The sequence below is a fragment of the Micromonospora sp. DT68 genome (assembly GCF_049847245.1).
Lineage (GTDB): Bacteria > Actinomycetota > Actinomycetes > Mycobacteriales > Micromonosporaceae > Micromonospora > Micromonospora profundi.
In genome coordinates this window covers 181,611-198,627 of sequence record NZ_JBNCNZ010000004.1, presented here as the reverse complement: position 1 = coordinate 198,627, position 17,017 = coordinate 181,611, and the positions used below count along the sequence as shown (strand labels likewise).

General features: G+C 72.1%; 19 protein-coding genes. 8 read left to right on the top strand and 11 right to left on the bottom strand.

Features of this window, described 5'->3' with window-relative positions; genetic code table 11:
• Positions 1-143: 143 nt before the first annotated feature.
• Both ACPXB1_RS09470 and ACPXB1_RS09465 read right to left on the bottom strand, forming a co-directional pair.
• A complete protein-coding gene (locus tag ACPXB1_RS09470) occupies positions 144-1,601 on the bottom strand; it encodes a PQQ-binding-like beta-propeller repeat protein (RefSeq protein WP_425735147.1) in 1,458 nt (485 codons plus the stop codon).
• A gap of 70 nt (positions 1,602-1,671) precedes the next feature.
• Entirely contained in the window at positions 1,672-2,178 is a 507-nt protein-coding gene (locus tag ACPXB1_RS09465; RefSeq protein ID WP_355589951.1) for an Lrp/AsnC family transcriptional regulator, read from the bottom strand.
• A gap of 140 nt (positions 2,179-2,318) precedes the next feature.
• Between ACPXB1_RS09465 and hppD the strand changes: the two genes are divergently transcribed.
• From hppD to ACPXB1_RS09430, 7 genes are all read left to right on the top strand, one after another.
• Positions 2,319-3,524, top strand: coding sequence for a 4-hydroxyphenylpyruvate dioxygenase (gene hppD, locus ACPXB1_RS09460; protein WP_425735073.1), 1,206 nt, complete (start codon positions 2,319-2,321; stop codon positions 3,522-3,524).
• Between the two features lie 11 nt (positions 3,525-3,535).
• A complete protein-coding gene (locus ACPXB1_RS09455; protein WP_425735072.1) occupies positions 3,536-4,228 on the top strand; it encodes an RDD family protein in 693 nt (230 codons plus the stop codon).
• A 76-nt stretch (positions 4,229-4,304) separates the two neighbouring features.
• Positions 4,305-5,417 carry an RDD family protein gene (locus tag ACPXB1_RS09450; protein ID WP_425735071.1) on the top strand — a complete coding sequence of 371 codons (1,113 nt, stop codon included), beginning with the start codon at positions 4,305-4,307 and terminating at the stop codon, positions 5,415-5,417.
• Positions 5,414-6,517: a histidinol-phosphate transaminase gene (gene hisC / locus ACPXB1_RS09445; protein ID WP_355589962.1), complete on the top strand. Its 1,104-nt coding sequence runs from the start codon at positions 5,414-5,416 to the stop codon at positions 6,515-6,517. The genes ACPXB1_RS09450 and hisC overlap by 4 nt, the downstream gene beginning before the upstream one ends.
• Positions 6,518-6,645: 128 nt before the next feature.
• Positions 6,646-6,852 carry a hypothetical protein gene (locus tag ACPXB1_RS09440; RefSeq protein ID WP_425735070.1) on the top strand — a complete coding sequence of 69 codons (207 nt, stop codon included), beginning with the start codon at positions 6,646-6,648 and terminating at the stop codon, positions 6,850-6,852.
• On the top strand, positions 6,849-7,199 hold the full coding sequence (locus ACPXB1_RS09435; protein WP_425735069.1) for a hypothetical protein: 351 nt from the start codon (positions 6,849-6,851) through the stop codon (positions 7,197-7,199). Before ACPXB1_RS09440 ends, ACPXB1_RS09435 begins: the two co-directional genes overlap by 4 nt.
• Before the next feature lie 256 nt (positions 7,200-7,455).
• Positions 7,456-8,253: a hypothetical protein gene (locus ACPXB1_RS09430; protein ID WP_355589968.1), complete on the top strand. Its 798-nt coding sequence runs from the start codon at positions 7,456-7,458 to the stop codon at positions 8,251-8,253.
• Between the two features lie 18 nt (positions 8,254-8,271).
• Here the strand turns inward: ACPXB1_RS09430 and ACPXB1_RS09425 are convergent, their stop codons facing one another.
• The 5 genes from ACPXB1_RS09425 to ACPXB1_RS09405 all read right to left on the bottom strand — a co-directional run bounded on the left by ACPXB1_RS09425 (position 8,272) and on the right by ACPXB1_RS09405 (position 12,980).
• Positions 8,272-9,540 (bottom strand): PQQ-binding-like beta-propeller repeat protein, encoded by a 1,269-nt coding sequence (locus ACPXB1_RS09425; RefSeq protein ID WP_355589971.1) that lies wholly within the window; start codon positions 9,538-9,540, stop codon positions 8,272-8,274.
• 142 nt (positions 9,541-9,682) lie between these two features.
• Positions 9,683-10,165 carry an SRPBCC family protein gene (locus tag ACPXB1_RS09420; RefSeq protein ID WP_355589974.1) on the bottom strand — a complete coding sequence of 161 codons (483 nt, stop codon included), beginning with the start codon at positions 10,163-10,165 and terminating at the stop codon, positions 9,683-9,685.
• Between the two features lie 140 nt (positions 10,166-10,305).
• Positions 10,306-10,515: a DUF397 domain-containing protein gene (locus ACPXB1_RS09415; RefSeq protein WP_355589977.1), complete on the bottom strand. Its 210-nt coding sequence runs from the start codon at positions 10,513-10,515 to the stop codon at positions 10,306-10,308.
• Between the two features lie 402 nt (positions 10,516-10,917).
• On the bottom strand, positions 10,918-12,114 hold the full coding sequence (gene fahA, locus ACPXB1_RS09410; protein ID WP_355627839.1) for a fumarylacetoacetase: 1,197 nt from the start codon (positions 12,112-12,114) through the stop codon (positions 10,918-10,920).
• Positions 12,111-12,980, bottom strand: coding sequence for a hypothetical protein (locus tag ACPXB1_RS09405; RefSeq protein WP_355589983.1), 870 nt, complete (start codon positions 12,978-12,980; stop codon positions 12,111-12,113). The genes fahA and ACPXB1_RS09405 overlap by 4 nt, the downstream gene beginning before the upstream one ends.
• A gap of 95 nt (positions 12,981-13,075) precedes the next feature.
• Here ACPXB1_RS09405 and ACPXB1_RS09400 point away from each other — a divergent pair, with 95 nt between their 5' ends.
• Positions 13,076-14,242 (top strand): homogentisate 1,2-dioxygenase, encoded by a 1,167-nt coding sequence (locus ACPXB1_RS09400; RefSeq protein WP_355627842.1) that lies wholly within the window; start codon positions 13,076-13,078, stop codon positions 14,240-14,242.
• Here ACPXB1_RS09400 and ACPXB1_RS09395 read toward each other — a convergent pair whose 3' ends face one another.
• The 4 genes from ACPXB1_RS09395 to ACPXB1_RS09380 are packed head-to-tail and all read right to left on the bottom strand — an operon-like array spanning position 14,243 to position 17,016.
• Positions 14,243-15,271 (bottom strand): tetratricopeptide repeat protein, encoded by a 1,029-nt coding sequence (locus tag ACPXB1_RS09395; protein WP_355627845.1) that lies wholly within the window; start codon positions 15,269-15,271, stop codon positions 14,243-14,245.
• Positions 15,272-15,281: 10 nt separating this feature from the next.
• On the bottom strand, positions 15,282-15,767 hold the full coding sequence (ispF, locus tag ACPXB1_RS09390) for a 2-C-methyl-D-erythritol 2,4-cyclodiphosphate synthase (protein WP_425735146.1): 486 nt from the start codon (positions 15,765-15,767) through the stop codon (positions 15,282-15,284).
• Between the two features lie 13 nt (positions 15,768-15,780).
• Complete coding sequence (gene ispD / locus ACPXB1_RS09385; protein ID WP_425735068.1) at positions 15,781-16,476, bottom strand: 2-C-methyl-D-erythritol 4-phosphate cytidylyltransferase; 696 nt, start codon at positions 16,474-16,476, stop codon at positions 15,781-15,783.
• A 54-nt stretch (positions 16,477-16,530) separates the two neighbouring features.
• Positions 16,531-17,016 (bottom strand): CarD family transcriptional regulator, encoded by a 486-nt coding sequence (locus ACPXB1_RS09380; protein ID WP_007073334.1) that lies wholly within the window; start codon positions 17,014-17,016, stop codon positions 16,531-16,533.
• Between the last annotated feature and the right edge of the window lies 1 nt (position 17,017).

The window sequence follows — 17,017 nt, the reverse complement described above, 5'->3', positions numbered from 1 at the left end:
AAGCCTAGGGCAGACGGGTCGATCATTCCCACCCGCCGGGCTGCTGCTGGGACGGTGCTCTCATCCGCCGCGCCGATCGGGCTCCGACGAGGCCCTGGCACACCGCCGTTCACCCCGCCTTACGGCCGGTCGACGGGCCCGGCTCAGCCGTCCTTGCTGCCGTCGGGGCAGAGCTCCCGCTTCGGACCGCAGGTGCTGTCGTCGCCCGGCCCGCCGGGGCCGGTGCCACCCGGACCGGTGCCACCCGGACCGGGGACGCCGCCCTCGCCGGGCCGTGGAGCGGGGCCGCCGCCGGTGGCGCCGAAGCGGACGTACCCGATCTCCCGCCCCTCACCGATGATCATTCCTTGTGGGCCGACCGCGAGGGCGTTCGCGGAGGTACGCAGGACCGCCAACTCCCGACCGCTGCGGGGGTCCACCGCCACCAGGCGGGACGGCTTCTCGTCGCCGAGCACCGCCGCGTACGGGGTGAGCGCCGCGCCGGCCTTGGCGCTGGCGGAGCGGGTCCACAGAACCCGGTCGGTGCCCAGCTCACGGGACACCACCGAGCGCTTGTCGGCACTGCGGAACACCGCGTAGCGGTCGTCGACAGCGATCAGCTTGGTGGCCGCGTCGCCGACCCAGAGCAGCCGCCCGTCGTACCCGTCGATGACCGCCTCGCGGCCGTCCGCGCCGACCCCGATCAGTACGTTCCGGGCGCCCTGCGGGTCCTCGCGCTGCACGCAGCCGGCGGAGTCGGCGGTCCGCAGGTTGACCCCGGCCCGCTGCCACGCCTCCTGCCCGGTCGCCGGGTCCCGGGCGGAGATGGCGTAGTAGCAGGTGCCGTCCTGGGATCGGGCGGCGATCCGCAGCATCCGGCCGCCCACCACGGAGAGCCGCTCCTCCCGACCCGGTTCGACGTTCTGGAGCACCCGTCCGGTGGCGGTGTCCACGACGTGCACGCGGCCGTCGACCGGGAAGCCGAGCAGCGGTGGCACCGGCTCCGGCCCGGCCACCCCGTCGTCGATGCGGGTGGCGGTCAGCCGGCGGGTGCCCCGCAGGCCCGGGTTGTCGGCGAGCAGCCCGCTGTGCACCCCGGGCAGGAATGCCGTCCACAGTGGCTTGCTGCCGCGCGGGTCCCAGGCGCTCAGGGTGCAGTCGGTGGCATCCGTGCAGCGGGCGTCGAGCAGCAGGTTGCGGTACGTCCACACGGCCACCGCGTCGTCGTCGCGTCGCCGGGTCGCGCCGGTGGTCGGGTCGAGCAGCTCGTACCCCTTGACCAGGAGCTTGCCCACTGCGACGACAGGGTCCCGGTCACCGCCGGCGACCGCCGACCAGTCGGCCTTGCGCTCCCAGAGCTGGGTGCCGGTGGCCAGGCTGCGGGCCTCGACCCGGGTACGTTGCTCGACCACGACGGCGTCACCGGCGATCGTCACACTGCGCGGGGTGCCACCGACCCGCTGCTGCCAGACGACGTCCGGCTCGGAGATGGGTTCGCTGCGGTCCACCCAGTCCCACACGGCCGGGAAAGGGTTCCACACACCCGTGGCGGCGAGGGCCACGACCACGGCGAGGCCGACCAGCAGCCCACCGCGCACGCTCCCCTTCGCCACACCGCACACCGTAGCCACGATCACGGATCTTCCGTACGCCCGCGCCGCCGTGTCGCCGCGCTTTCTGGGCGTCGAGGTGTTACGTGGTGGATCGTCCGTCGGTGCGGACGGCGCTGCGCACCAGCGGAAGCGTGCGGTAGGGAATCTGCTCGGCCAGCGCGATGATCGTCGAGGCGCGGGTTATCCCGGCGGAGGACACGATCTGGTCGATGACCCGCTGGAGGTCGGTGTTGGAGCGGGCCACGATCCGGCACAGCACGTCGCTGGAGCCGGTGATGGTGTGCGCCTCCAGCACCTCGGGGATCGCCGCGAGGTGCGCGGTGACCGGGTCGTGGCCGTGCCGCTGGCTGATCTCCAGGGTGACGAAGCTTGTCACCCCGAACCCGATGGCCGCCGGTGAGATCTCCGGCCCGAAGCCGCCGATGACGGCCCTGTCGACGAGCTTGTCGAGCCGGGCCTGCACGGTGCCTCGGGCGACGCCGAGCCGGCGGGAGCACTCCAGCACGCCGATCCGCGGCTCCTCGGTGAGCAGTTCGATCAAGCGGACGTCGAGCACGTCGAGCTGTACATTCTGCTCACCATTCATGGGTTGACACCATACCGAATGCGCAACCTGACCAGCATTTATCCAAACGGTTGCCCAGCCATGGCCCGCACCGCGATCCTCGCCACAAGACAGAGACCACGGCGGCCCACGAGGCCGGCCGGTACGCGAGGGAGGCCACCATGACCCAGGCGATCGACCGACCCCAGTCGACCGAGGACGTCGACATCGACCAGCTCGTCGGCGCGGTCGACCACGACATCAGCCACGACCCGTTCCCGGTGCGGGGCCTCGACCACGTGCACTTCCTGGTCGGCAACGCCAAGCAGGCCGCGCACTACTACTCCACTGCGTTCGGCATGACCTGCGTGGCGTACCGGGGTCCCGAGCAGGGCTACCGGGACCACGCCCAGTACGTGCTGACCAGCGGCTCGGCCCGGTTCGTGCTGACCGGCGCGGTGCGCCCCGACGCAGACGGCGCCGAGCACGTGGCCCGGCACAGCGACGGGGTCAGCGACATCGCGCTCGAGGTGCCCGACGTCGACGCCGCGTACGCGCACGCCGTCGCGCAGGGCGCCACCGGCGTCGTCGAGCCGCACGAGGTGAGCGACGAGCACGGCACCGTCCGGATGGCCGCCATCGGCGCGTACGGCGACACCCGGCACACGCTCGTCGACAGGTCCCGCTACACCGGCCCGTTCCTGCCCGGCTTCGTGGCGCACGGCCCGATCGTGGACCGGCAGCCGATGATCGCCGCCGGCCTCCAGCCGAAGCGCTTCTTCCAGGCCGTCGACCACGTGGTCGGCAACGTGGAGCTGGGCCGGATGGACGAGTGGGTGGAGTTCTACAAGCGGGTGATGGGCTTCTCCAACATGGCGGAGTTCATCGGCGACGACATCGCCACCGACTACTCGGCGCTGATGAGCAAGGTCGTGGCGAACGGCACCCGCAAGGTGAAGTTCCCGCTCAACGAGCCGGCCATCGCCCGCAAGAAGTCGCAGATCGACGAGTACCTGGAGTTCTACCAGGGCCCCGGTGCCCAGCACATCGCCGTCGCCACCAACGACATCCTGGCCAGCGTCGACGCGATGCGGGCCGCAGGTGTGGAGTTCCTGGACACCCCTGACTCGTACTACGAGGACCCGGAGTTGCGCGCCCGCATCGGCAACGTCCGGGTGCCGATCGAGGAGCTGAAGGCCCGCAAGATCCTGGTCGACCGCGACGAGGACGGCTACCTGCTGCAGATCTTCACCAAGCCGGTGCAGGACCGTCCGACGGTCTTCTTCGAGCTGATCGAGCGGCACGGCTCGCTCGGCTTCGGCAAGGGCAACTTCAAGGCGCTATTTCAAGCAATCGAGCGGGAGCAGGAAGCGCGCGGCAACCTGTAACACTTGCGAGCGTGACGCAGCCTCCGACGTACCCGACGCCGCTGGCCGGTGGGCCCCCGCCCGCCGCCGGCGGCTTCGCGCCGCAGCCTGGACAGATCCCCCACGGGTACGCCGTGCCGCCGCAGTACGCCCCACCCGGGTACCCGCAGCCGCAGTGGCCGGTCGCCCCTCCGGCGCTCAGCCCGGCCGGGCAGCCGCTGGCCAGCTTCGGCGACCGGCTGATCGCCTGGATCATCGACACGGCGCTGGCGAGCGTCGTGGCGATGGTGCTGTTCATGCCGGCCTTCCTGGCCCTCTGGTGGTGGATGTTCACCGAGATGACCCAGCTCGACCCGGACGGCACGGTCGTGGAGCCCACCCCTGTCACGTTCCTCACCGGCTTCTTCCTGCCGGTCCTGCTGCTGCAGTTCACGCTGGTCGTCGTACTGCTCGGGATCTACTGGCTCTACCACGTGGAGTACCTCAAGCGCGGCGGCCAGACGCTCGGCAAGAAGATCATGAAGCTGCGTGTGGTGCCGCTCGATCCGAACGGCACGCTCGACCGGCGGATGGCCGGCCGGCGGTGGCTCGTGCAGTACCTGGCGGCCACGCTGATCCCGGGCGTGAGCTACGCGGACGGATTCTGGCAGCTCTGGGACAAGCCCTGGCAGCAGTGCCTCCACGACAAGTTCGCCGGAACCGTCGTCGTTAAGGTTGCCTCGTGAGTGAGCACAGCGAGCGACCCATCAGGCTCAGTAGCGTGGCGTCTACCTCCGGCGCGCGGCGAAGCGGAGCGGCGGCGTGAGCGTGCAGCCCGGCTGGTACGTCGACCCCGCCGACCCCGAAACCCGGCGCTACTGGGACGGTGATGGTTGGCTCGGCGCTCCCATCCCCGTCGACGCCACCCCGCCGGACGGGCCGCCCCCGGTCGAGCCGCCTCCCGTGCCGGCCACCCAGGGCGCGCCCGCCGCGACCAACGAGGTGACCGGCGCGCAGGGCTGGCCGCCGCAGTCCGGCACGACATCACAGCCCGGCGCGACACCGCCGCCTGGCACGACAACGCAGCCTGGGCACGACCCGCAGGCCGGCCAGGGCTCAGGCTGGACGCCACCGTCCGGCCCGCCCGGCTGGGCGCCGCAGGGCGGCCCGTCTGGCTGGACGCCCCCGCAGGGCGCCCCTCCCGGCTGGACACCTCCGCAGGCCGGCCCCCCGGGCTGGACGCCGGCAGGCCCGCCGCCCGGTTGGACGCCGCAGGCCGGCCCTCCCGGTTGGGCGCCGCCCGGTGCGCCGGCCGGCTGGACCGGCCGGCCACCCGAGCCGCGTCCGCACGGGCTGCCGCTTGCCGGCTACGGCCGCCGGTTCACCGCCCGGCTGATCGACTTCGGCATCGTCTTCGCCCTGAACGCGGTGGTCAACGGCTGGTTCGTCTGGCGGTGGCTGAGCGAGATGCTGCCGTACTGGCGGGAGGCGTTCCGGCGCGGCCTGGAAGGCAACACCTCCACCGAGGGGATGCCGCCGATCAGCGAGCAGACCGGGCTCCTCCAGTTGGTGATCGTCATGATCGCCGCGGCGCTCTGGCTGGCGTACGAGGTGCCCTCGATGGGCGCCAACGGGCAGACCTTCGGCAAACGCGTCATGCGGATCCGTGCGGTGCCGATCGCCGCCGACCAACCGTTGGGCCTCGGTCGGGCGTTCAGCCGGTGGAGCACGATGGGCCTGCCCACACTGCTCTGGTACTGCGCTGGCCTCGGCCTGGTGCTGCAACTGATCGGCGCGCTCTCCCCGCTCTTCGACCATCCGCTCCGCCAGGCGCTGCACGACAAGCGCGCGCAGACGGTGGTCGTGCAGCTCCCCGACCGCACCGATTCCGCCACCCCTGACGACCACCCCCAGCCCTCGGGAGACACCCCATGACCGATCCCGGACGTCACGAGCCGGCGCTGCGCCTGACCCGCGCCGACCTGGACGCGCTGCCCAACTACGTTCCCGGGCGCAGCCCCGCCGACCTGGCTCGCGAACTGGGCCTGCCGGAAGCGATCAAGCTGGCCAGCAACGAGGTGCCGTACGGGCCGCTGCCCGGCGTCGTCGAGGCGGTCACCGAGGCGATCACCGCTTCGCACCGCTACCCGGACATGGGCGTCGTGGCGCTGCGCGACGCGCTCGCCGAGCGGTACGGGGTGGACGCCGACCGGATCGCCACCGGCTGCGGGTCGGTGGCGCTCGCCGAGCACCTCGTCCGGGCCACCTGCCTGCCCGGTGACGAGGTGCTCTACTCGTGGCGGTCGTTCGAGGCGTACCCGATCATCGCGGCGACCAGCGGCGCCACAAGCGTGCGGGTGCCCAACGACGCCGGGCACGGGCACGACCTGGCGGCCATGGCCGCGGCGGTGACCGACCGGACCCGGATGGTCCTGGTCTGCAACCCGAACAACCCCACGGGCACTGCGGTACGCCGAGCCGAGCTGGACCGGTTCCTCGACGCGATGCCCGACGACGTGCTGGTGGTCATCGACGAGGCGTACCGGGAGTTCGTCACCGACCCCGAGGTGCCGGACGGCCTGGACTACCTGGACCGGCCGAATGTCGCGGTGCTGCGCACGCTGTCCAAGGCGTGGGGCCTGGCCGGGCTGCGGATCGGCTGGCTGGTCGCCCAGCCGGCGGTGGCGTCGGCGATCCGCAAGGTGGCGACCCCCTTCTCCACGAGCACGGCCGCCCAGGCCGGGGCGCTCGCCGCGCTGACCCAGGTCAGCGAGATGGAGCGCCGTTGCGCGCTGGTCATCGCCGAACGGGACCGGGTCACCGAGGCACTGCGCAAGTTCGTGCCGGACGTGCCGACCAGCCAGGCCAACTTCGTCTGGCTGCCGCTGGGCGACCGGGCCGTGGCGTTCGGCAAGTCGTGCGAGGCGCGCGGCGTGATCGTCCGACCGTTCCCCGGCGACGGGGTCCGGGTCACCATCGGCACGCCAGCCGAGAACGACGCCTTCCTCGCGGTCGCGGAGACGGCACTAGCTTGACCAAGTGACCGATATGTGACATAAGTGTGGTTTGTGCAGTTCTGCGTAGTTTCTGCCCTAACTTCCGAAGTAAGCCGGTCGTGCCGAGGACGCACGCCGGCTCACTTCGAGAAACGGGGTAACGAACAGTGCGTACAGCCAAGACTTGTCTCGCCGCCGCGGCCGCCACCGCGATGGTGGGCTTCCTCGCCGCGCCAGCCGCCGCCGCGCCCGACGACACCACGACGACCACCTTCGAGGTGCTCGCCGGCACGCTCGACGTCGTTGCGCCCGCCACCGCCGACCTGGCTCCGGTGCCCCCGGTGGCACCATCACCGGCCAGCTCGGCGACGTGACGGTCACCGACTCCCGGGCCTCCGACGACGCCTCCTGGATCGCCTCGGTGACGGCCACGGTCTTCCAGGCCGGCGGCGGCTCCCCAGCCGAGACGGTCCTCCCCGAGGAGGTCGACTACTGGTCCGGCGCGGCGACGGCGACCAGCGGCAACGGCACCTTCACACCTGGGCAGGCCACCGCCGGCGACGCAGCGGCGCTGTCCAGCGGCACCCAGCTCACCGCGTTCACCCACTCCGGCGGGACCGGCGGCAACAGCGCAACCTGGAACCCCACCCTCGTGGTCAACGTCCCGCTGGACAACATCGCGGGCACCTACACCGGCACGGTGACACATTCGGTGGCGTAGCCGCCGGGGGCGGTCGACCATCGCGGTCGCGCTCGCCCTGTTCTGCCTCGCCGGTCCGGGACAGTCGACCCGGGCCGGCGCGGCCGAACCGGCATCGGACGAGGGCAGCATCGGGATCCGTCTACTGGAGGCCCCTACCGACCGCCGCACCGACCCCCGGGCGCTGCGCTACATCGTCGACCACCTACCGCCGGGAACGACAATCAAACGGCAACTGCTGATCGTCAACCGAACAGCCGGAACCCGCCACATCGACGTGTACCCGGCTGCGGCGACCCTGAACGATTCGGCTTTCCAGTTCGGCGGGGACCGCGAAGCCAACGAGCTGACCTCCTGGGTCACCCTCGACCGCGCCGCGTTCACGCTGGAGCCCTGGGGTGAAGCTCGGGTTCGGGCGACAATCACTGTGCCGCCGGACGCCTCACGCGGCGAGCGGTACGGCGTGCTCTGGGCGGCCACCGCCTCCGCGCCCAGGGCCACCGCCCCTGCGTCCAGTGCCACCGGCGAGATCAACCAGGTCCACCGGGTCGGCGTCCGGATGTATCTCGACATCGGCCCCGGCGGCGAACCGGCCTCCGACTTCACGATCGGCGACGTACACCCGGCCCGTGGCCCGGAGGGCGAACCGTCGATCACCGCCCAGGTCACCAACACCGGCGGGCGCGCCGTCGACCTCACCGGCACTATCACCCTGACCGACGGGCCGGCCGGCAGCCGGGCCGGACCGTTCCCGATCGGGCAGGGCGTCACGCTGGCGCCGGGGCACTCCGGGCAGGTCGTCGCCCGGTTGCCGGTCGAGCTGCCCAACGGCCCGTGGAAGGCCGAGGTGAACCTGGAGAGCGGCCTGGTGAAGCGCAGCGTCACAGTGCAGGTCCAGTTCCCCGACCCCGGTCAGGTCGGCACACGCGCCAGCGTCGTGTCCCGAGTGGTGTCGGCCTGGAGCATCGGTGTGGGCATCGTGGTCGTACTGCTGAGCGCCGGTCTCGTGCTGGCGTTCCGCGTCCGCCGGCACCCTGCCGGGCAGCGCCGGGGACGCGTCGCGGCCTGGCGGTGAGAGCACCGCGAGGTTCGGTTATCGGGGACGGGCGGCGGCCAGGATCACAGCTTCGGCCGTCAGGTAGTAGCGCTGGTCGTCGCCCTCCGGATCGACCGGCTTCCGGAGCCGCTCCACAGCGACGTAGCCGTCCTCGGCGGACACCGCACCGGGCGCCCAGCCCGTGCCATCGGAGCCGACGTTCATCGAAAAGCGGGACAGCTGCCTGCCGGTCGCCGGATCCAGTGTCACCAGGTCGTTCGCCTCGGTCAGCAGGTGCACCAGGCCGGGCTGCGCCGCGAGCACTTGCGCCCCTCCGAGCGCCGGCGACCGCCACAACTCGCTGCCGTCGCGCGCCGAGCGACCTACCGCCACCCCGTCGTCGACAATTGCGACAGCCTGCTCGTCGACAAGCGTGGCACCGGCCGGGTCCAGCGCGGGAGCGGCAAGCGGCTCGCCAGCGCCCAGAAGCCAGCCCCGACCTCCCGCATCCCCGGGCCCGGCGGTCCGCAGCCCCGAACAGTCCGAACGGCCGGTACGGCAACCGAGCGGAGTCGCCACCAACTCGTCCGAGCCGCCCGGCGGTCGCCAGCGCGTACCCACCGCGCCCGTCGCCGCGTCCCGGAACTCGACTGTGGCCGGTCCGGCGCAGCCGTCCAGGCCGATCAGCTGTCCGGACGCTGTGGTGCCGATGTCACGACGGCAACCGCCGGGCAGGTCGACCCGCCACAGCACCCGTCCGCCGGCCACCTCCACGGCACCCGCCTGGGTGTCGCCGGTGGCCACCAGCACCGTACGACCGTCTGCAAGGTCGGCGAGGTAGAGCCCGCGTGGCTCCCAAACGGTGGCGGCTCCGGTCCGCCGCACCACAGTCGCGCTCTTGGCGGGCACCGGACCGTCGGCCCGCCACAGCACCCGCCCGGTGGGTGCGTCCAGCGCGACAAGTTGGCCGTCCGACCAGCGGCTGACCACCGTGCCGCCGGTGGCCACCACCCCGGTGAGTTCCGCGGGCCACCGCCGGTACGACCAGTAAGGGCTGGTGCGGTGCCGTCCGTCGACCGGCCGATCGGCATAGACCTGGCGGTGCGCGGCGTACACCCGCAGTCTTTCGTCCACGATCAGCGGGGCGACCGGCAGCCGACCGATCACGCCGGCGGCCGGTTGGGCCGCCGCCGGATATTCACCCCGCGCCACCGTGCTCACCTCGGCCGGCGCGAGCACCCGGTGGACGATGACCGCGGTGGCCGCCGTGGCGAGCAACGCCACCACAGCCAACGCGAACCGTCGCCGACCTCTCGGGAACCCCATGCCGCACCTCCGCCCGGCACCCTACCCAGCGGAACCTGCCAAACCCCGGTCAGGTCGGCACGGTCGCACCGAGCGCGGGCGGTGCGAGCTCTCGGCTCGCGGCTGCCAAAGGCCGGCGCCCGGCGCCCGGCCCGGCTGCCGGTCAGGCGGCTTCGGCCGAGCCTGTCGCCCGCGCCGCCACGGCCAGGTCGGCGAGATCACGCCGGAGGGCCACCTCCACCGCCCGTGCGGCGAGCCCGCCGAGCAGCAGCGCCACCACCCGGCCGTACGGGTCGGTCGGCACCGCTTCCTGGGTGATGGTGACCGCTGTACGAGCCCGGCGGCGACGGCGGACCGGCCGCAAAGTCCAGGTGATGCGGTAGTCGGCACCCGCGCCGGAGGAGCAGAGCACCAGTCGCTGCGGAGCGAGCGCCTCCACCACCAGGAACTCCTCGGTGAGCGTGCCGCCGCCCGGCTGGGCGCGCTCCTCACGCCAGGCGGTGCCCGGCCCGAACGGACCCGGGGTGAGCAGCTCGACCGGCCCGGCAACGGTAAGCCGCTCCGCCCGGCCGGGCAGGTCGATCAGCAGACGCCAGACATCGACAGCGTGCGCCTCGATGAGACCGGAAACCGTCACCGTCGACATGCCACCCTCCCGTGTCGTCGACGGTACGCGCGGTGAGGGCCGGACGAGGCCCCCGGGACGGAATTTCCACCGCCCGGAGGCCACGCTGTCCGTTTCGGCATTCGCTTGGGACCGGTCGTCGACCGGTACCGGCGCGCCGGTCAGCGGTCGAAGCGACCGTCCCGGATGGCGCCGATGAACGCTGTCCACCCCGGCGGGCTGACTGCCAGTGTGGGACCGGACTGGTCCTTGGAGTCGCGAACCCCGACTACGCCGAGGGCGTCGACCAGGTTGTCCGCCACCTCCACGCAGAGCCCCTGGTCGTTTGAGCGGCTGCTGGTACGCCAGATGGCTCCCGCAAGATCGTGCATCGTCGTTACCTCCGTGTGCGATGGGTTGCCCCACCGCCGGCGGTAGGGCGTAGACCCGATACGTACCGGTCGGCGGGGCGACATGATCCGCGTCACCCAACGCGGTAACGAGGCTTGGTGATCGCACAGCCGGTGCGATCACGAGTCGCATCGGCGAGACGGCCCGATGGGCGGGGAATCGGACCACCGCCAGGGCGGAGGAAGGCGCCACTCACCCACCTTTGCTCTGCTTCAACTGACGCAACAGAAAAGGGCCGCAAGCGTTGCGTGGAGTGAAGCAGAGCAAAGGAGCCGAGGCAGGGTGACAGGGAGCTCGGCGGACAGGCCCGAGCCACACGCACAGCGCGCCAGACAGCAGCGCGCCAGCCACCAAGGCAACGGGGCCGAGGCTGCCGGTGCCGCTCAGCGGGCCGGGTGGATGGTTCCGGTGACCTCGCCGAGAGCGATGGTGGTGCCGTCCGGGCCGGGCGCCGTGGCCGTGATGGTCACCGTGTCGCCGTCGGCGAGGAAGGTGCGGCTCTCGGCGCCGACCTTCGCCGGCTCCGCCCCACCCCAGGTCAGCTCCAGGAACGAACCGACCTGCGTACGGTCGGGGCCGGAGACGGTGCCCGAGGCGTACAGATCGCCGGTTCGCACTGACGCGCCGTTGACGGTGAGGTGCGCCAACTGCTGTGCCGGCGTCCAGTACATGCCGGCGAACGGCGGCTCGCTTACCCGTTCCCCGTTCCACTCGACGGCCAGGCGCAGGTCCAGCCCCAGGTGCGGTACGTCGCGCAGGTAGGCGGCCACCGGCGGGTCCTGGTCGGGGGCCGGCACGAAAGCTTCGGACAGCGCGTCCAGCGGCGTCACCCAGGCCGAGACGGAGGTGGCGAACGACTTGCCGAGGAACGGGCCGAGAGGCTGGTACTCCCACGCCTGGATGTCCCGGGCCGACCAGTCGTTGACAAGCACCACACCGAACACGTGGTCGGCGAAGTCGTCGACGGAGACCCGCGCGCCCAGGTCGCTGGGCACGCCGACCACGAAGCCGACCTCGGCCTCGATGTCGAGGCGTACCGACGGGCCGGTGACCGGGCCCTCGGCGGACGCCCGCTGACCGGTCGGACGGGTCACCGGCGTGCCGGAGACGACGACGGTGCCGGCCCGCCCGTGGTAGCCGATCGGCAGGTGCTTCCAGTTGGGCAGCAGCGGCGGCTGGCCGGGGCGGAAGATCTGCCCGACGTTCGAGGCGTGGTGCTCGGAGGAGTAGAAGTCGACGTAGTCGGCCACCTCGAACGGGAGCAGCATCTCCACCACGTCCAGGGGCACCAGCAGCGGCTCCACGGCGGCGCGGTGCTCCGGGTCGGTCAGCAGCTCGGTGATCCGCTGCCGCACCGACGTCCACTGGGGACGACCGAGTGCCATGAAGTCGTTGAGTGTGGGTCGACCCAGCGCTCCGGCGGCCAGCACCAGCTCACCGGCCTCCGCTGCGGCCAGGTCGAACACCCACGACCCGATCCGTACGCCGATGCGCGCCTGCCCCCCGTCGGTTCGGAACACCCCGTACGGCAGGTTCGTCACCCCGTACGGCGAACCGTCAACGCCTGTCACCCAGGTCATGCGTCGTAGCCCCCGTTCACCAGCCCCAGCCGGATCAGATCGGTAAGTGGTTCCAGGATGCTGCACGAGCCGAAGCCGACCCAGAGTGGACGCGGCGCGTCAAGCCCCACGGTGGCGCGCTCCAGCAGCGGGCGCGGGTCGAGCACTGTCAGCAGCTCGGCGACCGTACCGACGCTCTCCCCGGCGGCGGCTGCCAGCGTCGCGGCCAGCACGTTGGCGTAGCCGTGGTGGGTGAAGCCGGTCTCCGGGTCGAGGTGCCGGACGGCCTGGTGCAGCCCTGCGGTGAGCTTGAACGGCAGTTCCCGGTCCCGGCAGGCGCAGATCACGGCGGCCAGCTCGGCGGGGGTGGGGAAGAGTTCGGCGGCCAGGCCACCGGTGCGGAACTTGGCGGCGATGGGCACCCCGTCGGCGCGGGCGGCGGCCAGTGCGTCGAGCGCGCCCATCAGTCCGAAGGTCAGCGGCAGTTCGGCGTAGACGGCCTCGACGCCCGGCAGCTCGTCGGTCAGCCGCAGCAGCTCGGCGATGCCGGGCAGCGGGTCCTCACCGCGCTTGGCGACGGCCACCTCCACCTGACGGGCCGTGACACCGTCCGGTGGCAGGAACGAGAGCGCGAACGGCAGGGCCGCGATCCCGGTGTCACCGATCAGGCCGATCACCAGCCCCTCGCCCGGGTCGACGACACCGCTCAGCTCACCGGCGGCGACTGTCGAGGCGGGGACGAGCAGTGGGCCGACCAGATCCGCGTACCAGGCGGCGCGGTGCCGGCGATGGGCGGTCAGCGCGTCGTGAAGCTCGGCGCTGCCCGGCGGGAAGACGGCAGCGTCGTCCACCAGGCCGTCGAGGAGTGCGGGCACCTGCGTTGACACGGAACAAGAATGTACGGGACGCTACAAGGAACGGACAACAGCGTCCGATTATCGGACGTCTTCGGCCGGTGGACGGGACTTATCGGGAGGCGAAGATGCCGTACTACCGCAGCGTCGGCGAGGTGCCGCGCAAGCGCCACACCCAGTTCCGCCAGCCCGACGGCAGCCTCTACGCCGAGGAGCTGATGGGCCAGGAGGGCTTCTCGTCCGACTCGTCCCTGCTCTACCACCGGCACGCGCCCACAGCGATCCTGGCCGCCGACGAGTTCACCCCGCCCGCCTTCACCCGGGCGCCCAACCTGCCACTCAAGCCCCGCCACCTGCGCACCCACAAGCTCGACGCCGGCAGCGCCGACCCGATCCTCGGCCGGCAGTACCTGCTCGCCAACGACGACGTCCGCATCGGGTACGTCCTCGCCGACCGCCCGTCGCCGCTGTTCCGCGACGCCACCGGCGACCACTGCCTCTACGTCGAGGCGGGCACGCTGCGGGTCGAGTCCCCGTTCGGGGTGCTGGAGGCGGTGGCCGGCGACTACGTCGTGATCCCCACCTCGACCATCCACCGGCTGGTGCCCACCGGCGAGCAGCCCGTTCGACTGCTCGCCGTCGAGGCGTCCGGTCACATCGGCCCGCCCAAGCGCTACCTCTCCGTACGCGGGCAGTTCCTGGAGCACTCGCCGTACTGCGAGCGGGACGTCCGCGGTCCGGACGCGCCGTTGCTCGTCGACGGCGAGGAGGTCGAGGTGCTGGTCCGCCACCGGCGCGGTTGGACCCGCTACGTCTACGCCAACCACCCGTTCGACGTGGTCGGCTGGGACGGGCACCTCTACCCGTGGGCGTTCTCCATCCACGACTTCGAGCCGATCACCGGGCGCATCCACCAGCCGCCGCCGGTGCACCAGACCTTCCAGGGCCCCAACTTCGTCATCTGCTCGTTCGTGCCCCGCAAGGTCGACTACCACCCCGACTCGATCCCGGTGCCCTACAACCACCACAACGTCGACTCCGACGAGATGCTCTTCTACACCGGCGGCAACTACGAGGCGCGGCGCGGCTCCGGCATCGAGCAGGGCTCGATCTCGCTGCACCCGTCCGGGTTCACCCACGGCCCCCAGCCGGGTGCGGCCGAGCGGTCCATCGGCGCGGACTACTTCGACGAGTTGGCCGTCATGGTCGACACGTTCCGCCCGCTGGACCTCTGCGACGCGGCCCGCAACTGCGAGGACGACGGCTACGCCTGGACCTGGGCGCGTCGCGGCTAGTCACCGGATCGCGGTGCGGGTGAACACTGCGAACTCGGCGATCGTGGTGACGGCGATGGCCAGCACCAGCGGCCACGGCGAGCCGACCATCGCGTACACCAGCAGCAGCACCGGCGCGGCGGCCACCGCGTAGACCGCCAGGGCGAGCGTCCGGTCCGAATGCAGCAGGGTGGGCAGGATGGTCCGGGTCAGGCCCGGCAGCCGCGCCGCGAGCTGCCAGACCACGACGCCGCCGGTGAGCGCGGCAAGGACCGCGACGATGCGCGAGAACCCGCCGTTCGCGGCGGCCGCGAACGCCACCACCACCGCCGCGACGAGCGACCAGCCGGCACCGTAGAGCACCAGCCGGTGCAGACCCTGGGCGACGGTACGGCCCGAATCCATCCGGCTGGGACCGACCGGTACCGCCTCGGCTACCTGCTCCAATGCCTGCGACCAGCGGCGCTGCTCCAACCGGAGGACACCGACGTCCTGGCGGGCGTCGGCGAGACGCGGGTCCAGCCGCAGCGCCTCGCCGTAGGCGCGCTCGGCCAGGTCGAACAACCCCAGCCGGGCAGCCACCAGGCTGAGCACCAGGTGCGCCTGCGGCTCCTGGGGCGCCAGCTCGACCCCCCGCCAGGCCGCGTTCAGCGCCGGCTGGCCGTTGCGTGCGTCGGCCAGGATCGCCGCCGCGCTGCGCTGGGCGTACGCGTCGGCCGGGCCGAGCGCCAACAGCCGGTCGGCTGCCTCGGCGGACTCGGCGTAGCGCTCCAGGTCGGCAAGCGCCATGGCCCGGACCACCAACTGTGGCAGCGCCTCCGGGGCGGCAGCCACGGCAGCGTCGGCGGCGGTGAGCGCGTCCGCAGGCCGACCCGCAGCCAGGTGCACCCGGGCCAGCATGGTGAGCGCCTCCGGATCGGCCGGCTTCAGGGCGAGCCCATAGGTCAGCTCGGTGGCGGCCTCGTCGTGGCGGCCGAGTTCGGCGAGAAGCTGAGCCCGATCGAGGTAGCCGTCGGCGGCGGAACGGTCGGGGGCGGGGTCGCTGGACATCGCGGCGAGCCTAGGCGGCTGGCGCGTCGTACACCAGGGCCACCGCGATGCCTGTCAGCCCTTCTTCACGGCCTGTGAAACCGAGCCCGTCGGTCGTCGCGGCCGAGAGGGTGACCGGCGCGCCCACGGCGGCGGAGAGCACCTGCTGGGCCTCCTCCCGACGCCGGGCGATCTTGGGCCGGTTGCCGACGATCTGCACGGACACGTTGCCGATCTCCAGGCCGGCGGCGCGTACGCGGCGGGCCGTCTCGGTCAACAGGGCCACCCCTGAGGCGTCCGCCCATTCCGGCTCCCCCACCCCGAAGATGGCACCCAGATCGCCCAGACCGGCGGCGGAGAGCAGGGCGTTGCAGGCGGCGTGCGCGACGACGTCCGCGTCCGAGTGCCCGGCGAGACCGTCCTGGTCGGGCCAGAGCAGACCAGCCACCCAGCAGGGGCGGCCCGGAGCGAACGCGTGTACATCAGTCCCGATGGCAACCCGAGGAACGATCATGATCCGAGGGTACGCGTCAGCCGCCGGCGGCAAGCAGATGCTCCGCGAGCACGAGGTCGAACGGGCGGGTGATCTTCAGGGCGTACTCCGAGCCGGGCACGCAGCTCACCGCGACGCCCTGCTTCTCGACGAGCCCCGCATCGTCGGTGAGCGCGTCGCCGCCGACGGCGTGCGCGGCGGCGAGCACGGCCCGGCGGAAGCCCTGCGGGGTCTGCACCGCACGGAGGGCGGACCGGTCGACGGTGCCGAGCACCACCTCGCCGGCACCGACCTCTTTGATCGTGTCGACGACCGGCAGGACGGGGATCACGGCGTCCCGGCCGCTGCGGACGGCCGCCGCGACGGACTCGACAAGCTCCGGTGGGGTCAACGCGCGGGCGGCGTCGTGCACCAGGATGATCGTCGGACCGTCGGGCACGGCAGCCAGCGCGGCTGCCACCGACGCCTGCCGCTCGACGCCGCCGGGCACCACGATCACCGGTGCCACCGGGGCCAGCAGGTCACGCACGGCCGCCACCTCGGCTGGCGGCGCGGCCACCACGATCGTGTGCACCGACGCGGCTGCGGCCAGCCGACGCACGGCGTGCACCAGCAGCGGCTCGCCAGCTAGCAGGCGCAGCGCCTTGGGTCGGCCGGGGCCGAGCCGTACGCCAGCGCCTGCCGCAGGCACGAGGACCGCGACGTCACCGCGCGGATTGAGCTGCGCGGTCACGTCGCGGTCCTCGGTGGTTTCTTCGCTACGAAGTGGGTACGACGATGCTGTTGACTAGGCCTCGGTGAGCACCTTGTCGAGCAGCGTCTCCGCCTCGTCCTTGGTGCTCTTCTCCGCCAGCGCGACCTCGCCGACGAGGATGTCGCGGGCCTTGGCGAGCATCCGCTTCTCGCCCGCGGAAAGGCCCCGCTCCCGCTCCCGACGCCACAGGTCGCGCACGACCTCGGCGACCTTCAGCGGGTTGCCGGAGGCCAGCTTTTCCAGGTTGGCCTTGTAACGCCGCGACCAGTTGGTCGGCTCCTCGGTGTGCGGAGCCCGGAGAACGTCGAAGACCTTGCCGAGGCCCTCTTCGCCAACCACCTCGCGGACACCCACGATCTCGGCGTTCTCGGCCGGCACCCGGACCGTCAGGTCACCCTGCGCGACCCTCAGGACGAGATATTGCTTAGGCTCGCCCTTGATGACCCGAGTCTCGATTGCCTCGATGAGTGCGGCCCCGTGGTGGGGGTAGACAACGGTCTCGCCGACACTGAAAACCATA

Excerpts from the sequence above, each read along its gene's own strand:
- ACPXB1_RS09465 (WP_355589951.1), bottom strand. The coding sequence starts at position 2,178 with ATGAATGGTGAGCAGAATGTACAGCTCGACGTGCTCGACGTCCGCTTG.
- hppD (WP_425735073.1), top strand. The coding sequence starts at position 2,319 with ATGACCCAGGCGATCGACCGACCCCAGTCGACCGAGGACGTCGACATC.
- hisC (WP_355589962.1), top strand. The coding sequence starts at position 5,414 with ATGACCGATCCCGGACGTCACGAGCCGGCGCTGCGCCTGACCCGCGCC.
- ACPXB1_RS09425 (WP_355589971.1), bottom strand. The coding sequence starts at position 9,540 with ATGGGGTTCCCGAGAGGTCGGCGACGGTTCGCGTTGGCTGTGGTGGCG.
- ACPXB1_RS09420 (WP_355589974.1), bottom strand. The coding sequence starts at position 10,165 with ATGTCGACGGTGACGGTTTCCGGTCTCATCGAGGCGCACGCTGTCGAT.
- ACPXB1_RS09415 (WP_355589977.1), bottom strand. The coding sequence starts at position 10,515 with ATGCACGATCTTGCGGGAGCCATCTGGCGTACCAGCAGCCGCTCAAAC.
- fahA (WP_355627839.1), bottom strand. The coding sequence starts at position 12,114 with ATGACCTGGGTGACAGGCGTTGACGGTTCGCCGTACGGGGTGACGAAC.
- ACPXB1_RS09400 (WP_355627842.1), top strand. The coding sequence starts at position 13,076 with ATGCCGTACTACCGCAGCGTCGGCGAGGTGCCGCGCAAGCGCCACACC.
- ACPXB1_RS09395 (WP_355627845.1), bottom strand. The coding sequence starts at position 15,271 with ATGTCCAGCGACCCCGCCCCCGACCGTTCCGCCGCCGACGGCTACCTC.
- ACPXB1_RS09380 (WP_007073334.1), bottom strand. The coding sequence starts at position 17,016 with ATGGTTTTCAGTGTCGGCGAGACCGTTGTCTACCCCCACCACGGGGCC.